We start from the raw sequence: 18,594 nt of genomic DNA, 5'->3' as shown, positions 1-18,594 counted from the left end.
CTGCTCTGGTACAGATGCCCCGACCGGCACCGTGCTCAAGCAGGGAGCCGTCCGTGCCGATCACGGCTACGAGCCCACCGCCGGGCGCGACCCCAGCGGAGGTCGTCGTCGCGGGAGGAGGAGGTCGTGCCGGTGTCGCCTGCGCGCGAGCCCTCCGACCCGCCACCTGGCAGCCGCGTCGCGGGGCTGCGGCCGCTGCGCCAGCGCCGCGTCCCCGTCCTGCCCGGGACGGCCGTGCCCGAGCTGCGCCCGGTGCCGACCGACGCCCGGTCGGGCGAGGACTCCTCCGACAGCCTGGCGGCGGCGCGCTCGCTGCTCGCGACCACGCTGGAGTCGATCACCGACGGGCTGCTCGTCGTCGACGGGCGCGGGCGCGTCGTCGGTCGCAACCGGGCCTTCGACGACATGTGGGGCATGCCGCCCGAGCTGCAGCACGCCCCCCACGACTCGGTGCTCATCGAGTACGCCCTCACCCGGGTCGTCGACCCGGCGGGCTTCGTCTCCCGGGTCGAGGCCGTCTACTCCCAGCCCGAGCTGGTCACCCAGGACGAGGTGCACCTGCTCGACGGCCGGGTGATGGAGCGCTACTCGGCGCCGCAGCGCACCGACGGCCGCGTCGTCGGGCGCGTGTGGCGCTTCCGCGACGTCACCGCCGACCGGCGGCTGCGGGCCGACCTGGAGCGCCAGGCCTTCACCGACCAGCTCACCGGCCTGCCGAACCGCGCCCGGTTCATGTCCGACCTGCAGCGCGCGCTCGACACCTGGCTGGAGCAGCGCGGTCGCCTCGCGGTCTGCCTGCTCGACCTCGACGGCTTCAAGTTCGTCAACGACGCGCTCGGTCACCGGGCAGGCGACCGGCTCCTGCAGGTCGTGTCCGGGCGCCTCGCGTCCCTGGTCCCCCGGGGGGCGACCGTGGCGCGGCTCGGCGGCGACGAGTTCGGTGTCGTCCTGCCCGGCCGCGCGGCCGGCGACGTCGCGGCGCTCTGCCAGCTCGCGGTCGACGCGATGAGCCGGCCCGTCGAGCTGTTCGAGGGGCCGGTCAAGGTCGGGGCGAGCGCCGGCTGGGCGAGCCTCGGGCCCGACTCCCCCGCCGACCGCGTCGACGCCGAGCGGCTGCTGCACCAGGCCGACGTCGCTATGTACCGCGCGAAGGAGACCGGTCGCGGCCGGGTGGTCGCCTGGAGCGAGGACATGCGCCGCGAGGACCCGCACGCCGGCCGCGAGGAGGTCGAGGCGCTGCTGGCCGACCACTCCGGCATCGTCGTGGTGTACCAGCCGATCTGCGACCTGCGCACCGGACGCGCGGTCGGCTTCGAGGCGCTGTCGCGCTTCCCCGGCCGCGAGCACCGCACCGTGCCCGAGTGGTTCGCCGTCGCCCGTCGCGTTGGCCTCGGCGACGAGCTCGAGGCGCGCGCCGTCGACCTCGCGCTGCAGCAGTCGCTCGAGCCCGACCAGTACCTCACCGTCAACCTCAGCCCGCGGGCGCTGCGCGCCGACGTCGTCCGCGCCGTCCTCGACCGCGACCTGACCGGCGTGGTCGTCGAGGTCACCGAGGAGTCCGACCTCGCCACCGACGCGATGGTCGCGGCGACCGACTGGCTGCGCACCCGGGGCGCACGCATCGCGATGGACGACACCGGTGAGGGTTTCGCAGGGCTGCGCCGGCTGGTGCACCTGCGCCCCGACCTGGTCAAGCTCGACCGGACGCTCGTGAGCGACGTGCACCAGCACCCCGACAAGGCCGCGCTCGTCGAGGCGCTGGTGGCCTTCTGCCGGCGCACCGGCGCCGAGCTGTGCGCCGAGGGCGTCGAGACCGTCGAGGAGCTCTGGGCGCTGCGCGACCTGCACGTCACGTTCTGCCAGGGCTGGCTCGCCGGCCGGCCCTCCCCGCTGCCGGCGCCGCCGCACCACTCGTTCGTCGCGGCGTGCCACGGCGTGCGCACCGTGCGCGGCGACGTCGGTCCGGCGCTGCGCCTGCTCGAGGCGGCCACCAGCCGGTACGACCTGCGGCAGGCGCTGGACGAGTCGATCGTCGCGCTCGACGTCGACGGCGTCGCGTGGTCGGACGTGCGCGGCGACGTGCTGGTTGCGGTGCACTCGCTCGACGACGTCCCCGCCGGCACCTACCGGATCGCCGACTACCCGGCGACGCAGGTGGCGCTGACCACCGGGCGGATCATCCCGGTCGACGTCGACGACGCCCTCGCCGACCCGCAGGAGGTGCGGCTGCTGCTGGAGGTCGGCTACCACGGCGTGCTGCTCGTGCCCGTGCCCGGCCCGGACGGCGGCTCGGCGAGCCTGCTCGAGCTGTACTCGCGGCAGCGGCGCACCTGGCACGACGACGACCTCGGGCTCGTGCGCTCCCTCGCCGCGGCCCTGGCGCACGCGGTGGCCGTCGGCCCCGCCCACTGAGCCCGCTGCCCCGACGCGTCGAGACGCGCCCGGTGGGCCCCAGGATGCGCCCGTTGTCCGGTGTGGGCCTATATTCCGGCAGGTGGCCGTCACCGACGTCGACCTCGATCCCCGGGCCGGGGCGCAACGCGGCCCGGCGACGCGGGCACGCCGCGGACCGGGTTCGTGGGTGGCCCTGGCCTACCTGCTGCCGGCCCTCGCCGTGTTCGCGGTCTTCATGTTCTGGCCGCTCGGTCGCTCGGTGCTGCTGTCCTTCCAGGGCAGCGACATCTTCGGCCGTCCGTCCGGGTTCGTCGGGGCGCGCAACTTCGAGCGGCTGCTGACGGGCGACTCCTTCGGCCAGGTCCTCGCCGTCACAGCCGGTTTCACGGTCCTGACGGTCATCCCGAGCATCCTGCTCGCGCTGCTGCTGGCGCTGCTGCTGCACCAGCGGATCCGAGCCGTGCGCTTCTTCCGCACCGCCTTCGCGCTCCCGTTCGCGTTCTCGGTGGCGACCGCCTCGGTGGTCTTCAGCGTCCTGTACAACCCGGCCGTCGGCGTCCTCAACGGCATCCTCGTGCAGCTCGGGGCCGGCCGCGTCGACTGGCTCACCGACCCCTCGACGGCGCTGCTGTCGGTCAGCCTCGCCACGGTGTGGATGCAGCTCGGCTACAACCTGCTCGTGCTGTCGGCCGGCCTCGGTGCCGTCGACGACGACGTCATCGAGGCGGCGCGCATCGACGGGGCGTCCGGCCTGCGGCTCCAGCGCTCGATCGTGGTGCCGCTGCTGACGCCGCAGCTGTTCTTCCTGCTGGTGACCGGCACGATCACCTCGCTGCAGAGCTTCGGGCAGATCCACATCCTCACCCGGGGCGGGCCCGACAGCGCCACCACCACGCTGGTGTACTCGATCTACGACCAGGCGTTCGCGAACAACAACAGCAACTTCGGGTTCGCGTCGGCGCAGGCGCTGGTGCTGCTGCTCGTCGTGCTGGTGATCACCGCGATCCAGTTCGGGGTGCTCGAGCGACGGGTGTTCTACCGGTGAGCGGTGGCCGCGCCGGCCGGGTGGTCAGCTACCTGGTGCTCGGTGTGCTGTTCGTCGTGCTGCTGTTCCCCGTCTACTACGCGGTGGTCGGCAGCCTGATGGGACCGCGCGACATCAACAGCTTCCCGCCCTCGCTCGTGCCGACCGACGGGCTGCACCCGGAGAACTACGCGAACGCCCTGGACGTCATCCCGCTGGTGCGCCAGTACGGCAACAGCGTCACGGCCGCGCTGCTCGTGACCGCGGGCCAGCTCGTCACCAGCGTCCTGGCCGCGTACGCGTTCGTGTTCCTGCCGCTGCGGGCGCGCGGGGTGTGGTTCGCGCTGTTCCTCAGCACGATGATGGTGCCCTGGGAGGCCATCATCATCCCGAACTTCCTGTTCGTCTCCGAGCTCGGCCTCACCGACACCGTCGCCGCCCTCGCGCTGCCGTTCCTCGCCACCGGCTTCGGCGTCTTCCTGCTGCGGCAGGCGTTCCTGGCCTTCCCCACCGAGCTGCGCGACGCGGCCCGCGTCGACGGCGCCGGCCACCTGCGGTTCCTGCTGAGCATCCTGGTACCGCTGTCGCGCCCGACGCTGGCGGCGCTGGCGATCTACTCGTTCCTGTCGGCCTGGAACATGTACTTCTGGCCGCTGCTGGTCACCCGCCGACCCGAGAGCCAGACGATCCAGATCGGCATCACCCAGCTGCAGAGCGTCGACGCCAACGACCCCGGCATGGTGCTCGCCGGCGTCGTGCTCGCGCTCGCCCCCACGCTCCTGCTGGTGCTCTTCGGCCAGCGGTTCATCGTCCGCGGCCTGACGGCCGGGGCCGTGAAGTGACCCACCGCACCACCCGCACCACCACGAGGGAGCAGCCATGAGGACGAGGACACCTGCCAGGGCGCTGCTGGGCGCCGCCGCGCTGAGCGTGGTGCTGGCCGCCTGCGGCGGCGGGGGGTCGGGCGGCTCCCCCGCCGAGGCGCCCGAGAGCAACGCCCTCGACGACGTCGAGGGCGTCACCGAGGTGACGTTCTGGCACAGCATGGACGGCAGCAACGGCGAGGCCCTGCAGGGTCTGGTCGACGAGTTCAACGCCGACAACGAGGGGAAGATCGCCGTCGAGGCGGTCTTCCAGGGCAACTACGACGACACCATCACCAAGTACAAGGCGTCGGTGCAGTCGGGCTCGACCCCCGACCTGGTGCAGATCTACGACATCGGCACGCAGTTCATGATCGACTCCCAGCAGGTCGTGCCGATGCAGGAGTTCATCGACCGCGACGACTACGACGTGTCCGACCTGCAGCCGAACATCGCCGGCTACTACAGCGTCGACGACAGCCTGTGGTCGATGCCGTTCAACACCTCGATGCCGGTGCTCTACTACAACAAGACCCTGTTCCAGCAGGCCGGCCTCGACCCGGAGTCGCCGCCCACCTCGCTCGAGGAGATCCGCGCCGCGGCCGAGAAGCTCTCGGCCGCGAACGGCGGCCCGGTCGAGTACGGGTTCGGCGCCGCGATCTACGGCTGGCTCGTGGAGCAGTACGTCGCCGCCAACGGCGCGGAGTACTGCGACCAGGCGAACGGCCGCGAGGGCAAGGCCTCCGAGGTGCTGTTCGACGGGCCGGAGGCCGTCGAGATGGTGCAGTGGTGGCAGGAGATGGTGGCCGACGGCCTGGCCGCCAACACCGGTCGCGACACCAAGGCCGCGCAGAACGCCTTCAAGGCCGGCCAGGTGGCGATCACGCTCGAGTCGACCGGCCAGGTCACCGGGTTCACGACGGCTGCGCAGGAGGGCGGCTTCGAGCTCGGCGTCGGCTTCTACCCCAAGAACGGGGGCGACTCGGGCCCGATCATCGGCGGTGCGTCGCTGTGGATCGGCGGCGAGGGCCACGACGCCGCGCAGCAGGAGGCCGCGTGGAGGTTCGTGCAGTTCCTGGCCGAGCCCGAGAGCCAGGCCACCTGGCACACCGGCACCGGCTACTTCCCGATCTCGCAGGCCGCGCTCGACGTGCCCGAGGACGTGCAGTGGCGCGAGGAGTACCCGCAGTTCGACGTGGCGGTGCAGCAGCTCGAGCAGACCGAGCTCAGCCCCGCCACCCAGGGCTGCCTGCTCGGCGTGATGCCGCAGTCGCGCAAGGCGAGCGAGGACGGCCTCGAGAAGGCGGTGCTCGGCGGCGACCCGCAGCAGTCGATGACCGAGGCGGCGGACGGCCTGGCCGAGCAGATCCAGCAGTACAACGACAGCACCGGGGGCTGACCCCCGGCTGCCGGGCGCACGCGGAGGGGCGACGGGTCGCGGACCCGTCGCCCCTCCTGCCGTCCCGCGCGGGTGCTCAGGCGGCGTGCGCCCGCAGCGCCTCCAGCGCCTGGTCGGCGTGCGCGGTCATGCTGGTCTCGCTCTTGAAGGCGGCGAGCACGCGCCGGTCGGTGCCGATCACGAAGGTCGCCCGCTTCACGGGCGCCGCCTTCAGCCACTTCCGGCGGACGCCGAACTGCTCGGCCACGGCGCCGTCGGCGTCCGAGAGCAGCGGGTAGTCCAGGCCGGAGCCCTCGACGAAGGCCGCCTGCGCCTGCACGGGGTCGGTGCTGATGCCGACGCGCTGGCCGCCCGCCGCGGCGAACTCGGCCGCCAGGTCGCGGAAGTGGCAGGCCTCGGCGGTGCACCCGCCGCTGCTCGCCACCGGGTACCAGAACAGCGCGACCGGCCCGTCCTGGAGCAGCGTGCTCAGCCGGCGGGGCGTGCCCGTCTCGTCCGGCAGCTCGAAGTCGGGGACGGTGTCTCCTGCGCTCAGCAACGGTCAGCTCTCCCTCGTGGTGGTGGACCTCTTCGGCGGCAGCGGGACGAAGCCGCTCGTCCGGCGGACGTACTCGTCGTAGCCGGGACGGCGGTCGCTCATGCCCTTCTCCAGCAACGGCTTGCCGCTGCCGTTGGCGAGCAGCCACGTCATCACCAGCGGTGACAGCACGGTCAGCACGCCCGGCCACGCCTGCGCGCCGACGAGGAAGATCCCCCACCAGACGCAGGCGTCGCCGAAGTAGTTGGGGTGGCGGGTGTACCGCCACAGCCCGGTGTCGAGCACCTTGCCCTTGTTCGACGGGTCGCGCCGGAAGGCGTCGAGCTGGGCGTCGCCGACGGCCTCGAAGAACAGCCCGACCGCCCAGACGGCGACGCCGACCCAGGTGAGCACCCCGACGGGGCCGGGGGCGAACATCCCCACCTGCACCGGCAGCGAGACGAACCACAGGATCAGGCCCTGCAGCAGGTAGACCTTGCGCAGCGCCACCAGGTTCCGGTTGCCGCCGCTGCGCTCGAACATCGCCTGGTAGCGCGGGTCCTCGCTGCCGCCGCGCGACCGACGGCCGATGTGCACGCCGAGCCGCACGCCCCACACCACCGTCATGACCACCAGCAGCCACCGGCGCAGGTCGTCGCCGGTGCCGGCGGACAGCACGAACGCGACGAGCGCGACGACGGCGAAGCCGAGGCCCCAGGTGACGTCGACGACGGCGTGCCGACCGAGCCGCAGCGCGACCACGAAGGTGATTCCGAGCGCGACGACGACGCCGCCGGCTGTCCACGGCAGCGCGGCGAGGAGCTCGCCCCAGGGGTAGTCGCTCACCCGGTCACCAGCTGCGCACCCACGGCAGGCCCGACGTGCCGTCGTCGGCCCTGCGCACCATCAGGATCTGGTCGACGCCCATCCGGCCCTCCTCGAACGCCAGCGCCCCACCGACGAGGTACAACCGCCACACCCGCGCGACCTCCTCGCCGACCATGTCGACCACGGAGTCCCAGTTGGCCTCGAACGTGTCGTACCAGGCGTGCACGGTGCGCACGTAGTGCTCGCGCAGCGCGTGCACGTCGCGCACCTCGAGACCGGCGTCCTCGAGCAGGTCGACGGTGCGGCCCACCGGCCGCATCGACATGTCGGGCGCGATGTACGACTCGATGAACGGGCCGCCGCCGGGACGCGTGCGGCGCGACATCTGCTGCACCAGCACGCGGCCGTGCGGCTTGACCAGGCGGTGCAGCGTGGCGGCGTAGGTCGGGTAGTTGCCGTCGCCGACGTGCTCGCCCATCTCGATCGACGCGACCGCGTCGAACGGGTCGTCGGGCACGTCGCGGTAGTCCTGCAGCCGGATCTCGACGCGGTCGCCGAGCCCCTTCTCGCGCACGCGCTCGAGGATGAAAGCACGCTGCTCCTTCGACAGGGTCACGCCGGTGACGCGTGCGCCGAAGTTCTCGGCGGCGTAGAGCGACAGCGACCCCCAGCCGCAGCCGACGTCGAGGAAGCGGTCGCCCTCCTGCAGGCCGAGCTTGCGGCAGACCAGGTCGAGCTTGTCGCGCTGGGCGTCCTGCACCGTGTACGAGGGCTCGTCGCTGGTCCAGTAGCCGCACGAGTACGCCATGTGCGGGTCGAGGATCAGGGAGTAGAAGTCGTTCGAGAGGTCGTAGTGGTGCGAGATCGCCTGGCGGTCGCGCAGCTTGGTGTGCAGGCGCCCGCGCAGCCGGGCCTGCGACGCCGGGGGCGCCGGCGGGCGGCCCAGGACGCCGAGGTCCTTGGCGGTGCGCAGGCCGTTCGCGACGACCGCCGGGGTGAGCCGGCCGGTCGACCCGGTCTCGCGCGCCCGCGCCCAGACCCGGCGGAACCCGTCGAGCAGGTCGCCCTCGACGTCGAGCTCCCCGGTCACGTACGCCTGCGCGAGCCCGAGCTCGCCCGGACGGAACACGATGCGGCGCAACGCGTCCGGCGAGCGCAGCACCGCGACAGGTGCGTCCTGCGGCCCGGCCTCGCTGCCGTCCCAGGCGCGCAGGCGCACCGGCAGGGCTCCGCCGAACAGCGGCTCGACGACCGCGGCGAGGCGCGCGGCCACGCCGCCGTCGGCGGGCCCGGCCGAGGTGGTCGGGGCGGGCAGGGTGGCGGTCATCGGTCTCCTCGGGGGTGCGTCATGACGACCTGCTGGACGTCGAGGTAGGTGGAGGCGAAACCCGCCTCCGAGTAGGCGAGGTAGAGGCTCCACATCCGGCGGAACACCTCGTCGAAGCCGGCGGCCGCGACGTCGTCGGCGCGGGTCTCGAACCGCTCGCGCCAGATGCGCAGGGTGCGGGCGTAGTGCTGGCCGAACGACAGCCGCTCCTGCACCACGAGCCCCGCGGCGAGGGCGTCGGCGGTGATCGACTCGGTCGACGGCAGGAAGCCGCCGGGGAAGATGTACTTCTGGATCCAGGTGAAGGTGTCGCGGGTCGCGAGCATCCGGGCGTGCGGCATCGTGATGGCCTGCACGACGGCGCGGCCACCGGGCGCGGTGCGCGCCGAGAGCGTGGCGAAGTAGTCGGGCCAGTAGGCGTGCCCGACGGCCTCGATCATCTCGACCGACACGACGGCGTCGTAGTGCCCCGTGGTGTCGCGGTAGTCGCAGACCTCGACCTCGACCAGGTCGGCGAACCCGGCCGCCTCGATCCGGCGGCGCGCGAGGTCGGCCTGCTCGACCGAGAGCGTGACGGTGCGGACGCGCGCGCCGCGGGCGGCGGCGCGCAGGGCCAGCTCGCCCCATCCGGTGCCGATCTCGAGGACGGTGCTGCCCTCGCCGACGTGGGCGGCGTCCAGCAGCCGCTCGATCTTGCGCACCTGGGCGGCGTGCAGCGCGGCGGCGTCGTCGAGGTGGTCGTCCTCGCGCGAGAACAGCCCGGAGGAGTAGGTCATCGTCGGGTCGAGGAACAGCTCGAACATCTCGTTCGACAGGTCGTAGTGCGCCGAGATGTTGCGGCGGGTGTTGGCCTGGCTGCCCAGGTGCGCGCTGGGGAGCGCCTTGACCGCGAGCCGGCGGAACGCCTGCAGCCGCGACGGCACGAGCGAGTCCATCTGGCGCGCGAAGACCGTGAGCACCCCCGCGAGATCCGGTGCGTCCCAGTCCCCCGCCATGTACGACTCGCCGAACCCGATCAGCCCGGACGCCCCGACCCGGCGGGCGAAGTCGAGCGGCCGGTGCAGCACCAGCAGCGGCGCGTCGGGGCCGCCGCGGCCGGCGACCCGACCCCCGGGCAGGGCCACCCGGACGTCGAGCCGCTTCACGACGTCGTCGAAGAGCCGTTCGGCGACCGCGGCGCGCAGCCCGGACGACGGGACGTGCGCGACGTCCGGCCAGCGCAGGGGGTCGACCACGACACCGGGCCCGCCGGCGGACGGGAGGCCGTCCGCGGGGACCGTCGTGGGGTGGGGCGCGGTGGTCATGCGGAGCTCCTCGTGAGGACGGGGACGTGGTCGTGCGGGACCTCGTCGGCCGGGGGACGCGGTTGGACGGGCAGGCGGCGCAGCCACAGCCGCACCCCCTGCCAGCGGATCAGGGCGAGGGTGCGGACGGCCTCGACGGGCGAGGCGAGCACGGTGCGCAGGACCCGGCCGGCGGTGGCGGGCGCGCCGGTGCCGCGGACGGACGCGACGAACGGCGCCTGGCCCTCGCGGTGCAGGGTCACCGACAGCCGCAGCCGGTCCCCCGGCTCGGGCAGGCTCATCGTGTAGCTGCCCGAGGTGTCGTTGAACGGCGAGACGTAGAACGCCTTGTCGACCTCGCCGCGGCCGTGCGCGTCCGCGCGCACGGTGTAGACGTGGCGTCCGCCGTAGGTGTTGTGCACCTCGGCGAGGGTCGCCACCGGCAGGCCGTCGTCGTCGGTGCACCAGAACACGCTGAGCGGGTTGAAGACGCGTCCGAGGCTGCGCGGCGCGGTGAGCAGCGTGATGCGTCCGCCGCGGAGGTCGACGCCCTCGGCGGCCAGGTGCCGCTCGACGTTGCGCCGCAGCGTCGACGAGGGGTCACCGAGGTGGTCGCGCGCCTCGAACCGCACGAACGGCCGCAGCGCGGCGGGCACCCGCGGCAGGTGGTCGACGTCGACCAGCCACCACCGGGACGAGTAGGTGAACGCGTTGCGCAGCGGGGTGCTGCGCACGTGCGTCACGCGGGTGCGGTAGATCCGCGCGGTCGTCACCAGGTGCTCCCCAGCCGGTGCGCGGCGGCGCGGCCGGAGCGGGCGCCGTCCTCGTGGAACCCCCAGCCGTGGTAGGCGCCGGCGAACACGACGCGGTGGTCGTCGAGCTCGGCCAGGCGCGCCTGCGCGGCCACCGACTCCGGCGTGTACACCGGGTGCTCGTAGACCATCGCGTCGACGACGGTCGCCGGGTCGACCCGGTCGGACGCGTTGAGGGTCACCAGGTACCGGCCGCGCGCGTCGAGGCGCTGCAGCCGGTTCATGTCGTAGGTGACGACGACGTCGTCGGCACCGCCGGAGCAGCGCGACATGCGGTAGTTCCACGAGGCGGCCGCCCGGGGGGCCGCGGGCAGCAGCGAGGTGTCGCCGTGCAGCACGGTCGGGTTCACCGAGTACGGCATCGCGCCGAGCACCTCGCGCTCGGCCGGCGTCGGCTCGGCCAGGAGGGCGAGCGCCTGGTGCGGGTGGGTGGCGACGACCACGGCGTCGTAGCGCCGCAGGTCGCCGTCGGCGTCGACGACCTCGACGCCGTCCGCGGTGCGCCGCACCGAGGCGACCGGCGTGTTGAGCAGCACCTCGTGCAGCTCCTTGGCGACGCGGTCGACATAGCTGCGCGAGCCGCCGGTGACGGTGCGCCAGCGCGGCGAGCCGCCGATGCCGAGCATGCCGTGGTGGTCGAGGAAGCTGAACAGGTACCGCGCCGGGTACCGCATCGCGGTGGCGGGCGGCGTCGACCAGACGCAGGCCACCAGCGGGGCCAGGAAGTGGTCGCGGAAGTAGGTGCTGAAGCGGCCCTGCCGGGCGAAGTCCTCGAGCGTGGTCTCGTCGGGCAGCCCGTCGGCGCCGGTCGCGGCCAGCAGCCGGCGCGCGCGCCGGTGGAAGCGCACGACCTCGCCGAGCATCCGCAGGTACCGCGGGGTGACCAGGTTGCGCGCGCGGGGGAACAGCCCGGGCAGCTTGCGCGCCCCGGCGTACTCGAGCCCGCAGCCCTCGCAGCTGACCGACATGCTCATCTCGGACGCCTGGGTGGCGACGCCCAGCTCGTCGAACAGGCGCAGCAGCACCGGGTAGGTGCGCTGGTTGTGCACGATGAAACCGGTGTCGACCGCGACCACGGCGCCACCGGGGTCGTCGACGTCGTGGGTGTGGGCATGGCCGCCGAGCCGGTCGTCGGCCTCGTAGAGGGTCACCGTCGCGGTGTCCCGCAGCGCCCAGGCCGCGACCAGGCCGGCGACCCCGCTGCCGACGACGGCGACGCGTCGCCCGTCCCCGGTCCCCCGGGCCTGCGTGCCGTCCACGGCCACCGCCTCGCTCTCCGCGCCGGTCCGCCGGACCGCCTGCTCGTCGGCGCCGCTGCTCGGCGCCCTCTGGCTCCGGTTCGGGGCCGCGGCCCCTCCGGTTCGGTCCGGGACGGCTCCGGGCCGTCGTTCGCGCGCCAGCCTGGGCCATCGGCGGGATCGGCGCAGCATGAAGTGGGCCGTCCGGGGTAGGGGGCGTCGTTCGGCCGGCTCGACCAGCCCCGCCCCACCCGGCACGGTCCCAGCCTTGACAGACGGTGATCAAGGCAACAGCCTTGATCAACGACGAACAACCCTGCAGCCTTTCCGGAGGACGCCGTGCTCGTGCTCACCGCCGACCAGCGCCGCAGCCGCCGGGGTGCCGACCTGGTCGACGACGCCCTGGAGCTGCTCACCGCCGACGAGCGCGCCGGACGCTGGGAGCGCCGCCCGGAGCGCACCGCGGGCGACGAGGTGCAGGGCGTGCTGGCCGACCCGGCGGACGCCGTCGAGCTGGTCCTGGTGCTGGTGCGGGACGGGCGCTGGAGCGTGGGGCTGGGGGTCGGCGAGGTCCGCCGGCCGCTCCCCCGCTCGGCCCGCGCCGGCGCCGGGCCCGCGTACGAGGCGGCCAGGACCGCCGTCACCAGCGCGAAGGGCTCCCCCACCCGGCTGGCCGTCGTCGCCGCCACGACCGACCCGCGCCGGGCGCGCGCGGTCGAGGACGCCGAGGCGGTCCTCGGGCTGCTCGCCGCCGTGGTGCAGCGGCGCACCCCCGCCGGCTGGGAGGCGGTCGACCTGGTGGCCGCCGGGCTGACCCGCACCGAGGCGGCCGACCGGCTGGGCATCACCCCGCAGGCGCTCAGCCAGCGCCTGCTCGCCGGGTCGTGGCCGCAGGAGGAACGGGCCCGCCGCGCGGCGGCGCACCTGCTGTCGCAGGCCGACGGCAGGATGGAGGCGTGAGCGAACCGGTGCTGCTCGGCCTGCTGGCCACCTGCGTCGTGGGGGTGCTCGCCTGGGTCCTGCCGGTCGGCCGGCCCGGCACCACGGTCGCCGCCGCCGGGGTGCGGCAGGTGGTCGCCGTCCTGGTGCCGCTCGCGCTGGCCGCGACCGCGCTGCTGGCTGCCACGGGCGCGGGCGGGCCCGACCCCCGCTGGTCCGGCGCCGGGGCCGTGCTGGCGGTCGTCACGGCGGTCGTCGGCGGCGGTCCGGTCACCTCCTGGCTGCTGGCCCGCGTCCCCGACGGCCCGCTCGCACCCGACCCGAACGCACCCGACCCGAACGCACCCGCGCCGAGCGCACCCGGGCCGACCCCGCCGGACCCCGCGGCGCCCTCACCAGCCGAGGTGCTGCGCGGCGGCGCCACGATCGGCGTGCTCGAGCGGACGGCGATCGCGGCGTCGGTGCTCGTCGGCTGGCCGGAGGGCATCGCGGTCGTCCTCGCCGTCAAGGGCCTCGGCCGCTACCCCGAGCTGCGGTCCCCCGGCACCTCCGAGCGGTTCATCATCGGCACCTTCGGGTCGGTGCTGTGGGCGCTCGCCTGCGTCGGCGTGGTGGTCCTCGGGCGCTGACCTCCACCTCCGGCGCCGCTCAAGTCGGGCGCCCGGCGGGTCGATCACCTCCCACCGGGCACGCGCGCGCCCGGCCGCCAGGGGGGACTCCACGTGCACGACGTGCTGCCGCAGGACAGCCTGCGCCGTCCTGCGCCCGGACCGCCGCAGCCGCCGTCCGCCACCCGGCCGGGTCTGCGGCCCGCGACCTGGGCGCTCGCCCTGCTGGTGCCCGCGCTCGCCCTCGGCGGCGCGGCCCTCGCCCGCAGCGGCGGCAACGAGCCGCCGGCGGGCGCCGACCCGAGCCACGCCTCCTCGCACGCCTTCCTCGACGTCGACCCGGTCACGGGCGCGCCGATCGGCTACGACCCGTGCCAGCTGGTGATCCCCTACGTCGTCCGCCCGGACGGCGCACCCGCGGGGACCGAGGGTCTGGTCGCCGAGGCCGTCGAGGAGGCGGGCCGGGCCACCGGGTTCGTCTTCCGCGACGACGGCGGCACCGAGCACGGACCGGTGTACGAGCCGTACGCCACCGACCTCGTGGGCAGCCGCACCGTCGTGATCACCTGGTCGACCGACGCCGAGTCGCCGGACCTCGAGGGCGACGTGGCCGGGTGGGCGATCAGCCACGTGCGCCCGGCCCTGCCCGGCCGGGCGGCGTACCGGGCCGACGGCGTCATCGCGCTGGACGCCGCCTGGGCCTCGACGGTGGTCGACGAGCCCGGCGGACGCGCCGCCGTGCGGAAGGTCGTCCTGCACGAGCTGGGTCACGTCCTCGGCCTCGACCACGTCGACGACCCGACCCAGGTGATGCACCAGGGCTCGCCGGCGCGGGCGTACGGCAGCGGCGACCTCGCCGGGCTCGCGGCGCTCGGCACGTCGCGCTGCGCGGGTTGAGTCAGCCGGTCGCGCGGGTCGCCCAGAACACCACGGCGCTGGCCGCGGCGACGTTGAGCGAGTCGACGCCGCCGCTCATCGGGATGCGCACGACCAGGTCGGCGTCGTCGACGGTGACGGCCGTCAGCCCCTCGCCCTCGGTGCCGAGCACCACGGCCAGCCGCTCCGGCGGGTCGGCGGCCAGGTCGTCGAGGCTCACCGCGTCGGGGCGCAGCGCCATCGCGGCCACCGTGAAGCCGAGGTCGCGCAGCGTCCGCACGCCCCCGGGCCAGGGGTCGACGCGCGTCCACGGCACCTGGAACACGGTGCCCATCGAGACGCGCACCGAGCGCCGGTAGAACGGGTCGGCGCAGCGCGGCGTCACGAGCACGGCGTCGACGCCGAGCCCCGCGGCCGACCGGAACATGGCGCCGACGTTCGTGTGGTCGACGACGTCCTCGAGCACCGCGACCCGGCGGGCGCCGGCGAGCACCTCCTCGACCGGACGCAGCGGCGGCCGGTGCATCGAGGCGAGCATCCCGCGGTGCAGCTTGAAGCCGGTGATCGTCTCCAGGACGTCGTCGTCGGCGACGTACACCGGCGCTCCGGCGGCCAGGGGGTGGTCGAGGAGGTCCTGCGACTCGGCGAACCAGCGGTGCCCCATGAGGAACGCGCGGGGCCGGTGGCCCGCGGCCAGCGACCGCGCGATGACCTTGCGCGACTCGGCCATGTAGAGGCCCTCGGCCGGGTCCTTGACCCTGCGCAGGGCGACGTCGGTGAGCTGCAGGAACTCCGCGACCCGCGGGTCGTCGGGCGAGGTCACGAGCTGCTGCTCGGCCACCCGCCTCACCCCGCCACGATGCGGACGATCGCCACCACGCCCACCACGACGATGACGGCGCGCAGCGCCGTGGGGTGCAGCCGGCGGCCGACCTTGGCGCCGAGCAGGCCGCCCAGCAGCGACCCGACGGCGATGAGACCCACGACCGCCCAGTCGATCCGGTCGAACGCGACCAGGCAGAACACGATCGCCGCGACGGCGTTGACGACGAGCGACAGCACGTTCTTCAGCGCGTTGACCCGCTGCATCGGCTCCGGCAGCAGCGCACCGAGCAGGCCGACGAGCAGGATGCCCTGGGCCGCCCCGAAGTACCCGCCGTACACGCCCGCCAGCCCGACGCCGCCCATCGTGGCGACGGTGCGGCCGCGGCTCTCGTGGTCGTCGGCGAGGCCCTTGGCGGCGCGCCGCCGGGCCAGCGCCGCCTGCAGCCGCGGCTGCACCACCACGAGCACGAGCGAGATCGCCAGCAGCACGGGCACGATCGCCTCGAACGCCTCCGGCGGCAGCACGAGCAGCAGGACGGCCCCGCCCACCGAGCCCAGCAGCGACATCGGCACCAGCAGCGCGACCCGCCGGCGCTGACCCTCGAGCTCGGCGCGGTAGCCCCACGACCCGCTCGCCGCACCGGGCACCAGGCCGATGTTGTTGGAGATGTTCGCGACGACCGGCGGGTACCCGAACGCGAGCAGCGTCGGGAACGTGATCAGCGTGCCCGAGCCCACCACCGTGTTGATCGTCCCCGCCGCGAGCCCGGCGAGCAGGATGAGCGCCGCCTCAGCCAAAGGCACGCGCGCTCCACCGCTCCCCGTGCTGCTCGACGACCAGCGGCAGGCCGAAGGTGGCCGTCAGGTTCTCGGCGGTGAGGGTGTGCACGAGCGGCCCCTGCGCCACGACCTTGCCGTCGCGCAGCATCAGCACGTGGGTGAACCCGGGCGGGATCTCCTCGACGTGGTGCGTGACGAGCACGAGCGCGGGCGCCTCGAGGTCGTGCGCGAGCTCGGCGAGCCGGGCCACGAGGTCCTCGCGGCCGCCGAGGTCGAGCCCGGCGGCGGGCTCGTCGAGCAGCATCAGCTCGGGGTCGGTCATCAGCGCGCGGGCGATCTGCACCCGCTTGCGCTCGCCCTCGGACAGCGTGCCGAACCGGCGGTCGACCAGGTCGGCGACGCCGAGCGCGTCGAGCAGCTCGACGGCGCGGGCGTGGTCGAGCTCGTCGTACTGCTCGCGCCAGCGGCCGGTGACGCCGTAGGAGGCGGTGACGACGACGTCGCGCACGCGCTCCTCGCCGGGCAGGCGCTCGGCCAGGGCGGCGCTGGACAACCCGATGCGCGGGCGCAGCTCGAACACGTCGACGGTGCCGAGCACCTCGCCGAGGATGCCGACGACGCCCTGCGTGGGGTGCATGCGGCCGGACGCCACCTGCAGCAGCGTGGTCTTGCCGGCGCCGTTCGGCCCGAGGACGACCCAGCGGTCGCCCTCCTCGACCTCCCAGTCGATCCCCTCCAGCAGAGCGGTCCCGTCGCGCACGACCGTGACTCCCGCCAGCTCGAGGACGTCGCTCATGCGGGCGAGCCTAGTCACCGTGGCGGACGGCGCCGCCCGGGGCGTGGCCGCGCGCGCGTCCTCCTACCCTGGGCAGGTGCTCGACCTGCCGCGCTCGGTGCTGCTCGCCCTCTGGGGCACCGCCGTCCTGGAGGGACGTGCCGACCCCGCCCGCGCCGTCGAGGTCGTGACCGGCGCCGACGAGCCGCACCTGGTCACCGGCGAGGACCAGCCGTTCTCCGCCTCGCCGCTCGGGCCGGGGCTGCGCGACCTGCTCGAGCACCTGCCCGGACGCACCGCGGGGCTGCGGGCGGTGCTGCCCGTGCCGGGCGACGCGCTCGGGCTGCCCGCCGTCCCCGACGCGGTGCGCGCGGCCGTCGACGCCGAGGAGGCGGTGGTGGCCCTGCCCGCCGGTGTCGGCGCGGACGCGTGGACCTGGGTGCCCGAGGTGGAGGCGTTCGGGTCCGAGCTCGACCAGGGCCACCAGGTGCGCTGGCGCTGCTGGCGCCACCCCGCCGGGTCCCGGACGCCGGCGACGGCCTACGTCGACCTCGGCGAGGCCGAGCGCGACCTGCGCACCGCCCTGACCCGGTCGGCCGACGCGCTGGCCGGGCTCGACGTGGCCCGCGCGCTCGACGACGCCGCCGAGGGCCTCGTGGGCGTGCGGGCGGCGGCCGCCGACGGTCGCGAGCTGCCGCCGGGCCTGGCCCCCCGGGCGGTGCGGGTGCTCGGCACCGCGAGCCGCGTGCGGGGCATCGTGGCGCTGGCCGGCGTCGACGACGGCGGCGCCGTCAGCGGGTGGGAGGCGTCGCAGCGCTCGACGCTGCTGCGCGACCTCGACGTCGTGGCCCGCCGCGCGCTGGTGGCCGCCGCCTCACCCCAGGTCGGCCCCGGCTGAGCGGTAGACGTCCAGCGTCTGGTCGGCGATGCGCTCCCACGAGAACTGCTCGCGGGCCCGCACCCGGCCGGCCTCGCCGAAGCGGCGGGCGCGGCCGGCGTCCGACACCGACTCGGTGAGGGCGTCCGCCAGGTCCGTCACGTACCGCTCGGGGTCGACGGGCGTCCCGGTGCCGTCGTCGACCTGCTCGATCGGCACGAGCCAACCGGTCTCCCCCGGCACCACGACCTCGGGGATGCCGCCGGTCGCGGTGCCGACCACCGCGGCGCCGCACGCCATCGCCTCGAGGTTGACGATGCCGAGCGGCTCGTAGACCGAGGGGCACACGAACGCCGTGGCGTGCGACAGCAGGCGGCACAGGTCCTGCCGCGGCAGCACGCGGTCGACCCACACCACGCCGTCGCGCCGCTCCTGCAGCCGGTGAACCCCCTCGGTCACCTCCGCCATGATCTCCGGGGTGTCGGGCGCACCGGCGCACAGCACGACCTGGACGCCGGACGGCAGCCGGTCGAGGGCGCGCAGCAGGTACGGCAGGCCCTTCTGCCGGGTGATGCGCCCGACGAAGACCAGGAGCGGGCGCTCGGGGTCGACACCCAGCCCGCGCACCGTCTCGGCCGCCTCCGGCGAGGTGTCGCGGACCCAGGCCTCGGTGTCGATCCCGTTGTGCACCACCTGCACCCGGTCAGGGTCGATGTCGGGGTAGCAGCGCAGGATGTCGGCGCGCATGCCCGCGCTGACCGCGATGACGGCCTGCGCGCCGAGGAACGCCGTGCGCTCGCAGAACGAGGAGACGGCGTACCCGCCGCCGAGCTGCTCGGCCTTCCACGGGCGCAGCGGCTCGAGGCTGTGGGCGGTGACGACGTGCGGGACGCCGTGCAGGAGCCCGCCGAGGTGACCGGCCATGTTGGCGTACCAGGTGTGCGAGTGCAGCACCGCGGCACCGGCGGCGTCCGCCGCCATCCGCAGGTCGACGCCGAGCGTCGAGAGGGTCGCGTTGGCGCTCGCCAGCCGGCCGTCCTCGGGGTAGCCGACGACACCGGCCTCCTCGCGCGGGTCGCCGAAGCACCGGACCGCCACGTCGACGCGGTCGCGCAGCACCCGCGCGAGCTCGGTGACGTGCACCCCCGCGCCGCCGTAGATCGCGGGCGGGTACTCCTTGGTCAGCAGGTCGACTCGTGCCACGGACGCAACGGTAGTGCCGCCGGGCC

At 74.6% G+C, this 18,594-nt stretch carries 18 protein-coding genes; 8 read left to right on the top strand and 10 right to left on the bottom strand.

Annotated elements, in window-relative coordinates; translation table 11 throughout:
- Window positions 1-126: 126 nt before the first annotated feature.
- The 4 genes from ACYVKY_RS10655 to ACYVKY_RS10640 all read left to right on the top strand — a co-directional run bounded on the left by ACYVKY_RS10655 (window position 127) and on the right by ACYVKY_RS10640 (window position 5,680).
- On the top strand, window positions 127-2,412 hold the full coding sequence (locus ACYVKY_RS10655; RefSeq protein WP_460434951.1) for a putative bifunctional diguanylate cyclase/phosphodiesterase: 2,286 nt from the start codon (window positions 127-129) through the stop codon (window positions 2,410-2,412).
- Window positions 2,413-2,494: 82 nt separating this feature from the next.
- Window positions 2,495-3,439: a carbohydrate ABC transporter permease gene (locus ACYVKY_RS10650; RefSeq protein WP_460434950.1), complete on the top strand. Its 945-nt coding sequence runs from the start codon at window positions 2,495-2,497 to the stop codon at window positions 3,437-3,439.
- Entirely contained in the window at window positions 3,436-4,260 is an 825-nt protein-coding gene (locus ACYVKY_RS10645; RefSeq protein WP_460434949.1) for a carbohydrate ABC transporter permease, read from the top strand. Before ACYVKY_RS10650 ends, ACYVKY_RS10645 begins: the two co-directional genes overlap by 4 nt.
- A 37-nt stretch (window positions 4,261-4,297) precedes the next feature.
- Entirely contained in the window at window positions 4,298-5,680 is a 1,383-nt protein-coding gene (locus ACYVKY_RS10640; RefSeq protein ID WP_460434948.1) for an ABC transporter substrate-binding protein, read from the top strand.
- Between the two features lie 76 nt (window positions 5,681-5,756).
- Here the strand turns inward: ACYVKY_RS10640 and ACYVKY_RS10635 are convergent, their stop codons facing one another.
- The 6 genes from ACYVKY_RS10635 to ACYVKY_RS10610 are packed head-to-tail and all read right to left on the bottom strand — an operon-like array spanning window position 5,757 to window position 11,706.
- Entirely contained in the window at window positions 5,757-6,215 is a 459-nt protein-coding gene (locus ACYVKY_RS10635) for a peroxiredoxin (RefSeq protein WP_460435072.1), read from the bottom strand.
- Window positions 6,216-6,221: 6 nt separating this feature from the next.
- Window positions 6,222-7,043 carry a DUF1295 domain-containing protein gene (locus ACYVKY_RS10630; protein WP_460434947.1) on the bottom strand — a complete coding sequence of 274 codons (822 nt, stop codon included), beginning with the start codon at window positions 7,041-7,043 and terminating at the stop codon, window positions 6,222-6,224.
- A 4-nt stretch (window positions 7,044-7,047) separates the two neighbouring features.
- Window positions 7,048-8,352 carry a class I SAM-dependent methyltransferase gene (locus ACYVKY_RS10625; protein ID WP_460434946.1) on the bottom strand — a complete coding sequence of 435 codons (1,305 nt, stop codon included), beginning with the start codon at window positions 8,350-8,352 and terminating at the stop codon, window positions 7,048-7,050.
- Window positions 8,349-9,656 (bottom strand): class I SAM-dependent methyltransferase, encoded by a 1,308-nt coding sequence (locus tag ACYVKY_RS10620; protein ID WP_460434945.1) that lies wholly within the window; start codon window positions 9,654-9,656, stop codon window positions 8,349-8,351. The genes ACYVKY_RS10625 and ACYVKY_RS10620 overlap by 4 nt, the downstream gene beginning before the upstream one ends.
- Window positions 9,653-10,411: a DUF1365 domain-containing protein gene (locus ACYVKY_RS10615; protein ID WP_460435071.1), complete on the bottom strand. Its 759-nt coding sequence runs from the start codon at window positions 10,409-10,411 to the stop codon at window positions 9,653-9,655. Before ACYVKY_RS10615 ends, ACYVKY_RS10620 begins: the two co-directional genes overlap by 4 nt.
- Window positions 10,405-11,706 (bottom strand): NAD(P)/FAD-dependent oxidoreductase, encoded by a 1,302-nt coding sequence (locus ACYVKY_RS10610; protein ID WP_460434944.1) that lies wholly within the window; start codon window positions 11,704-11,706, stop codon window positions 10,405-10,407. The genes ACYVKY_RS10615 and ACYVKY_RS10610 overlap by 7 nt, the downstream gene beginning before the upstream one ends.
- A 318-nt stretch (window positions 11,707-12,024) precedes the next feature.
- Between ACYVKY_RS10610 and ACYVKY_RS10605 the strand changes: the two genes are divergently transcribed.
- The 3 genes from ACYVKY_RS10605 (at window position 12,025) to ACYVKY_RS10595 (ending at window position 14,129) form a co-directional block, all read left to right on the top strand.
- On the top strand, window positions 12,025-12,645 hold the full coding sequence (locus ACYVKY_RS10605; protein WP_460434943.1) for a hypothetical protein: 621 nt from the start codon (window positions 12,025-12,027) through the stop codon (window positions 12,643-12,645).
- Window positions 12,642-13,253, top strand: a complete 612-nt coding sequence (locus tag ACYVKY_RS10600) for a hypothetical protein (RefSeq protein ID WP_460434942.1) — start codon at window positions 12,642-12,644, stop codon at window positions 13,251-13,253. The genes ACYVKY_RS10605 and ACYVKY_RS10600 overlap by 4 nt, the downstream gene beginning before the upstream one ends.
- 93 nt (window positions 13,254-13,346) lie before the next feature.
- Window positions 13,347-14,129: a zinc metalloprotease gene (locus ACYVKY_RS10595; RefSeq protein ID WP_460434941.1), complete on the top strand. Its 783-nt coding sequence runs from the start codon at window positions 13,347-13,349 to the stop codon at window positions 14,127-14,129.
- Between the two features lies 1 nt (window position 14,130).
- Here ACYVKY_RS10595 and ACYVKY_RS10590 read toward each other — a convergent pair whose 3' ends face one another.
- The 3 genes from ACYVKY_RS10590 to ACYVKY_RS10580 are packed head-to-tail and all read right to left on the bottom strand — an operon-like array spanning window position 14,131 to window position 16,509.
- Window positions 14,131-14,958, bottom strand: coding sequence for a TrmH family RNA methyltransferase (locus ACYVKY_RS10590; protein ID WP_460434940.1), 828 nt, complete (start codon window positions 14,956-14,958; stop codon window positions 14,131-14,133).
- Window positions 14,955-15,737 (bottom strand): sulfite exporter TauE/SafE family protein, encoded by a 783-nt coding sequence (locus ACYVKY_RS10585; RefSeq protein WP_460434939.1) that lies wholly within the window; start codon window positions 15,735-15,737, stop codon window positions 14,955-14,957. Before ACYVKY_RS10585 ends, ACYVKY_RS10590 begins: the two co-directional genes overlap by 4 nt.
- Complete coding sequence (locus ACYVKY_RS10580) at window positions 15,724-16,509, bottom strand: ABC transporter ATP-binding protein (RefSeq protein WP_460434938.1); 786 nt, start codon at window positions 16,507-16,509, stop codon at window positions 15,724-15,726. Before ACYVKY_RS10580 ends, ACYVKY_RS10585 begins: the two co-directional genes overlap by 14 nt.
- Before the next feature lie 76 nt (window positions 16,510-16,585).
- Between ACYVKY_RS10580 and ACYVKY_RS10575 the strand changes: the two genes are divergently transcribed.
- The gene (locus ACYVKY_RS10575) at window positions 16,586-17,386 is read left to right on the top strand and encodes a hypothetical protein (protein ID WP_460434937.1); all 801 of its coding nucleotides are present in this window, start codon (window positions 16,586-16,588) and stop codon (window positions 17,384-17,386) included.
- Here the strand turns inward: ACYVKY_RS10575 and glgA are convergent.
- Window positions 17,363-18,568: an alpha-maltose-1-phosphate synthase gene (gene glgA / locus ACYVKY_RS10570; protein ID WP_460434936.1), complete on the bottom strand. Its 1,206-nt coding sequence runs from the start codon at window positions 18,566-18,568 to the stop codon at window positions 17,363-17,365. The two genes, ACYVKY_RS10575 and glgA, sit on opposite strands and share 24 nt — an antisense overlap.
- Window positions 18,569-18,594 lie beyond the last annotated feature (26 nt).

The organism is Angustibacter speluncae, from assembly GCF_054777815.1.
This window is presented reverse-complemented; position numbering and strand designations above follow the sequence as displayed.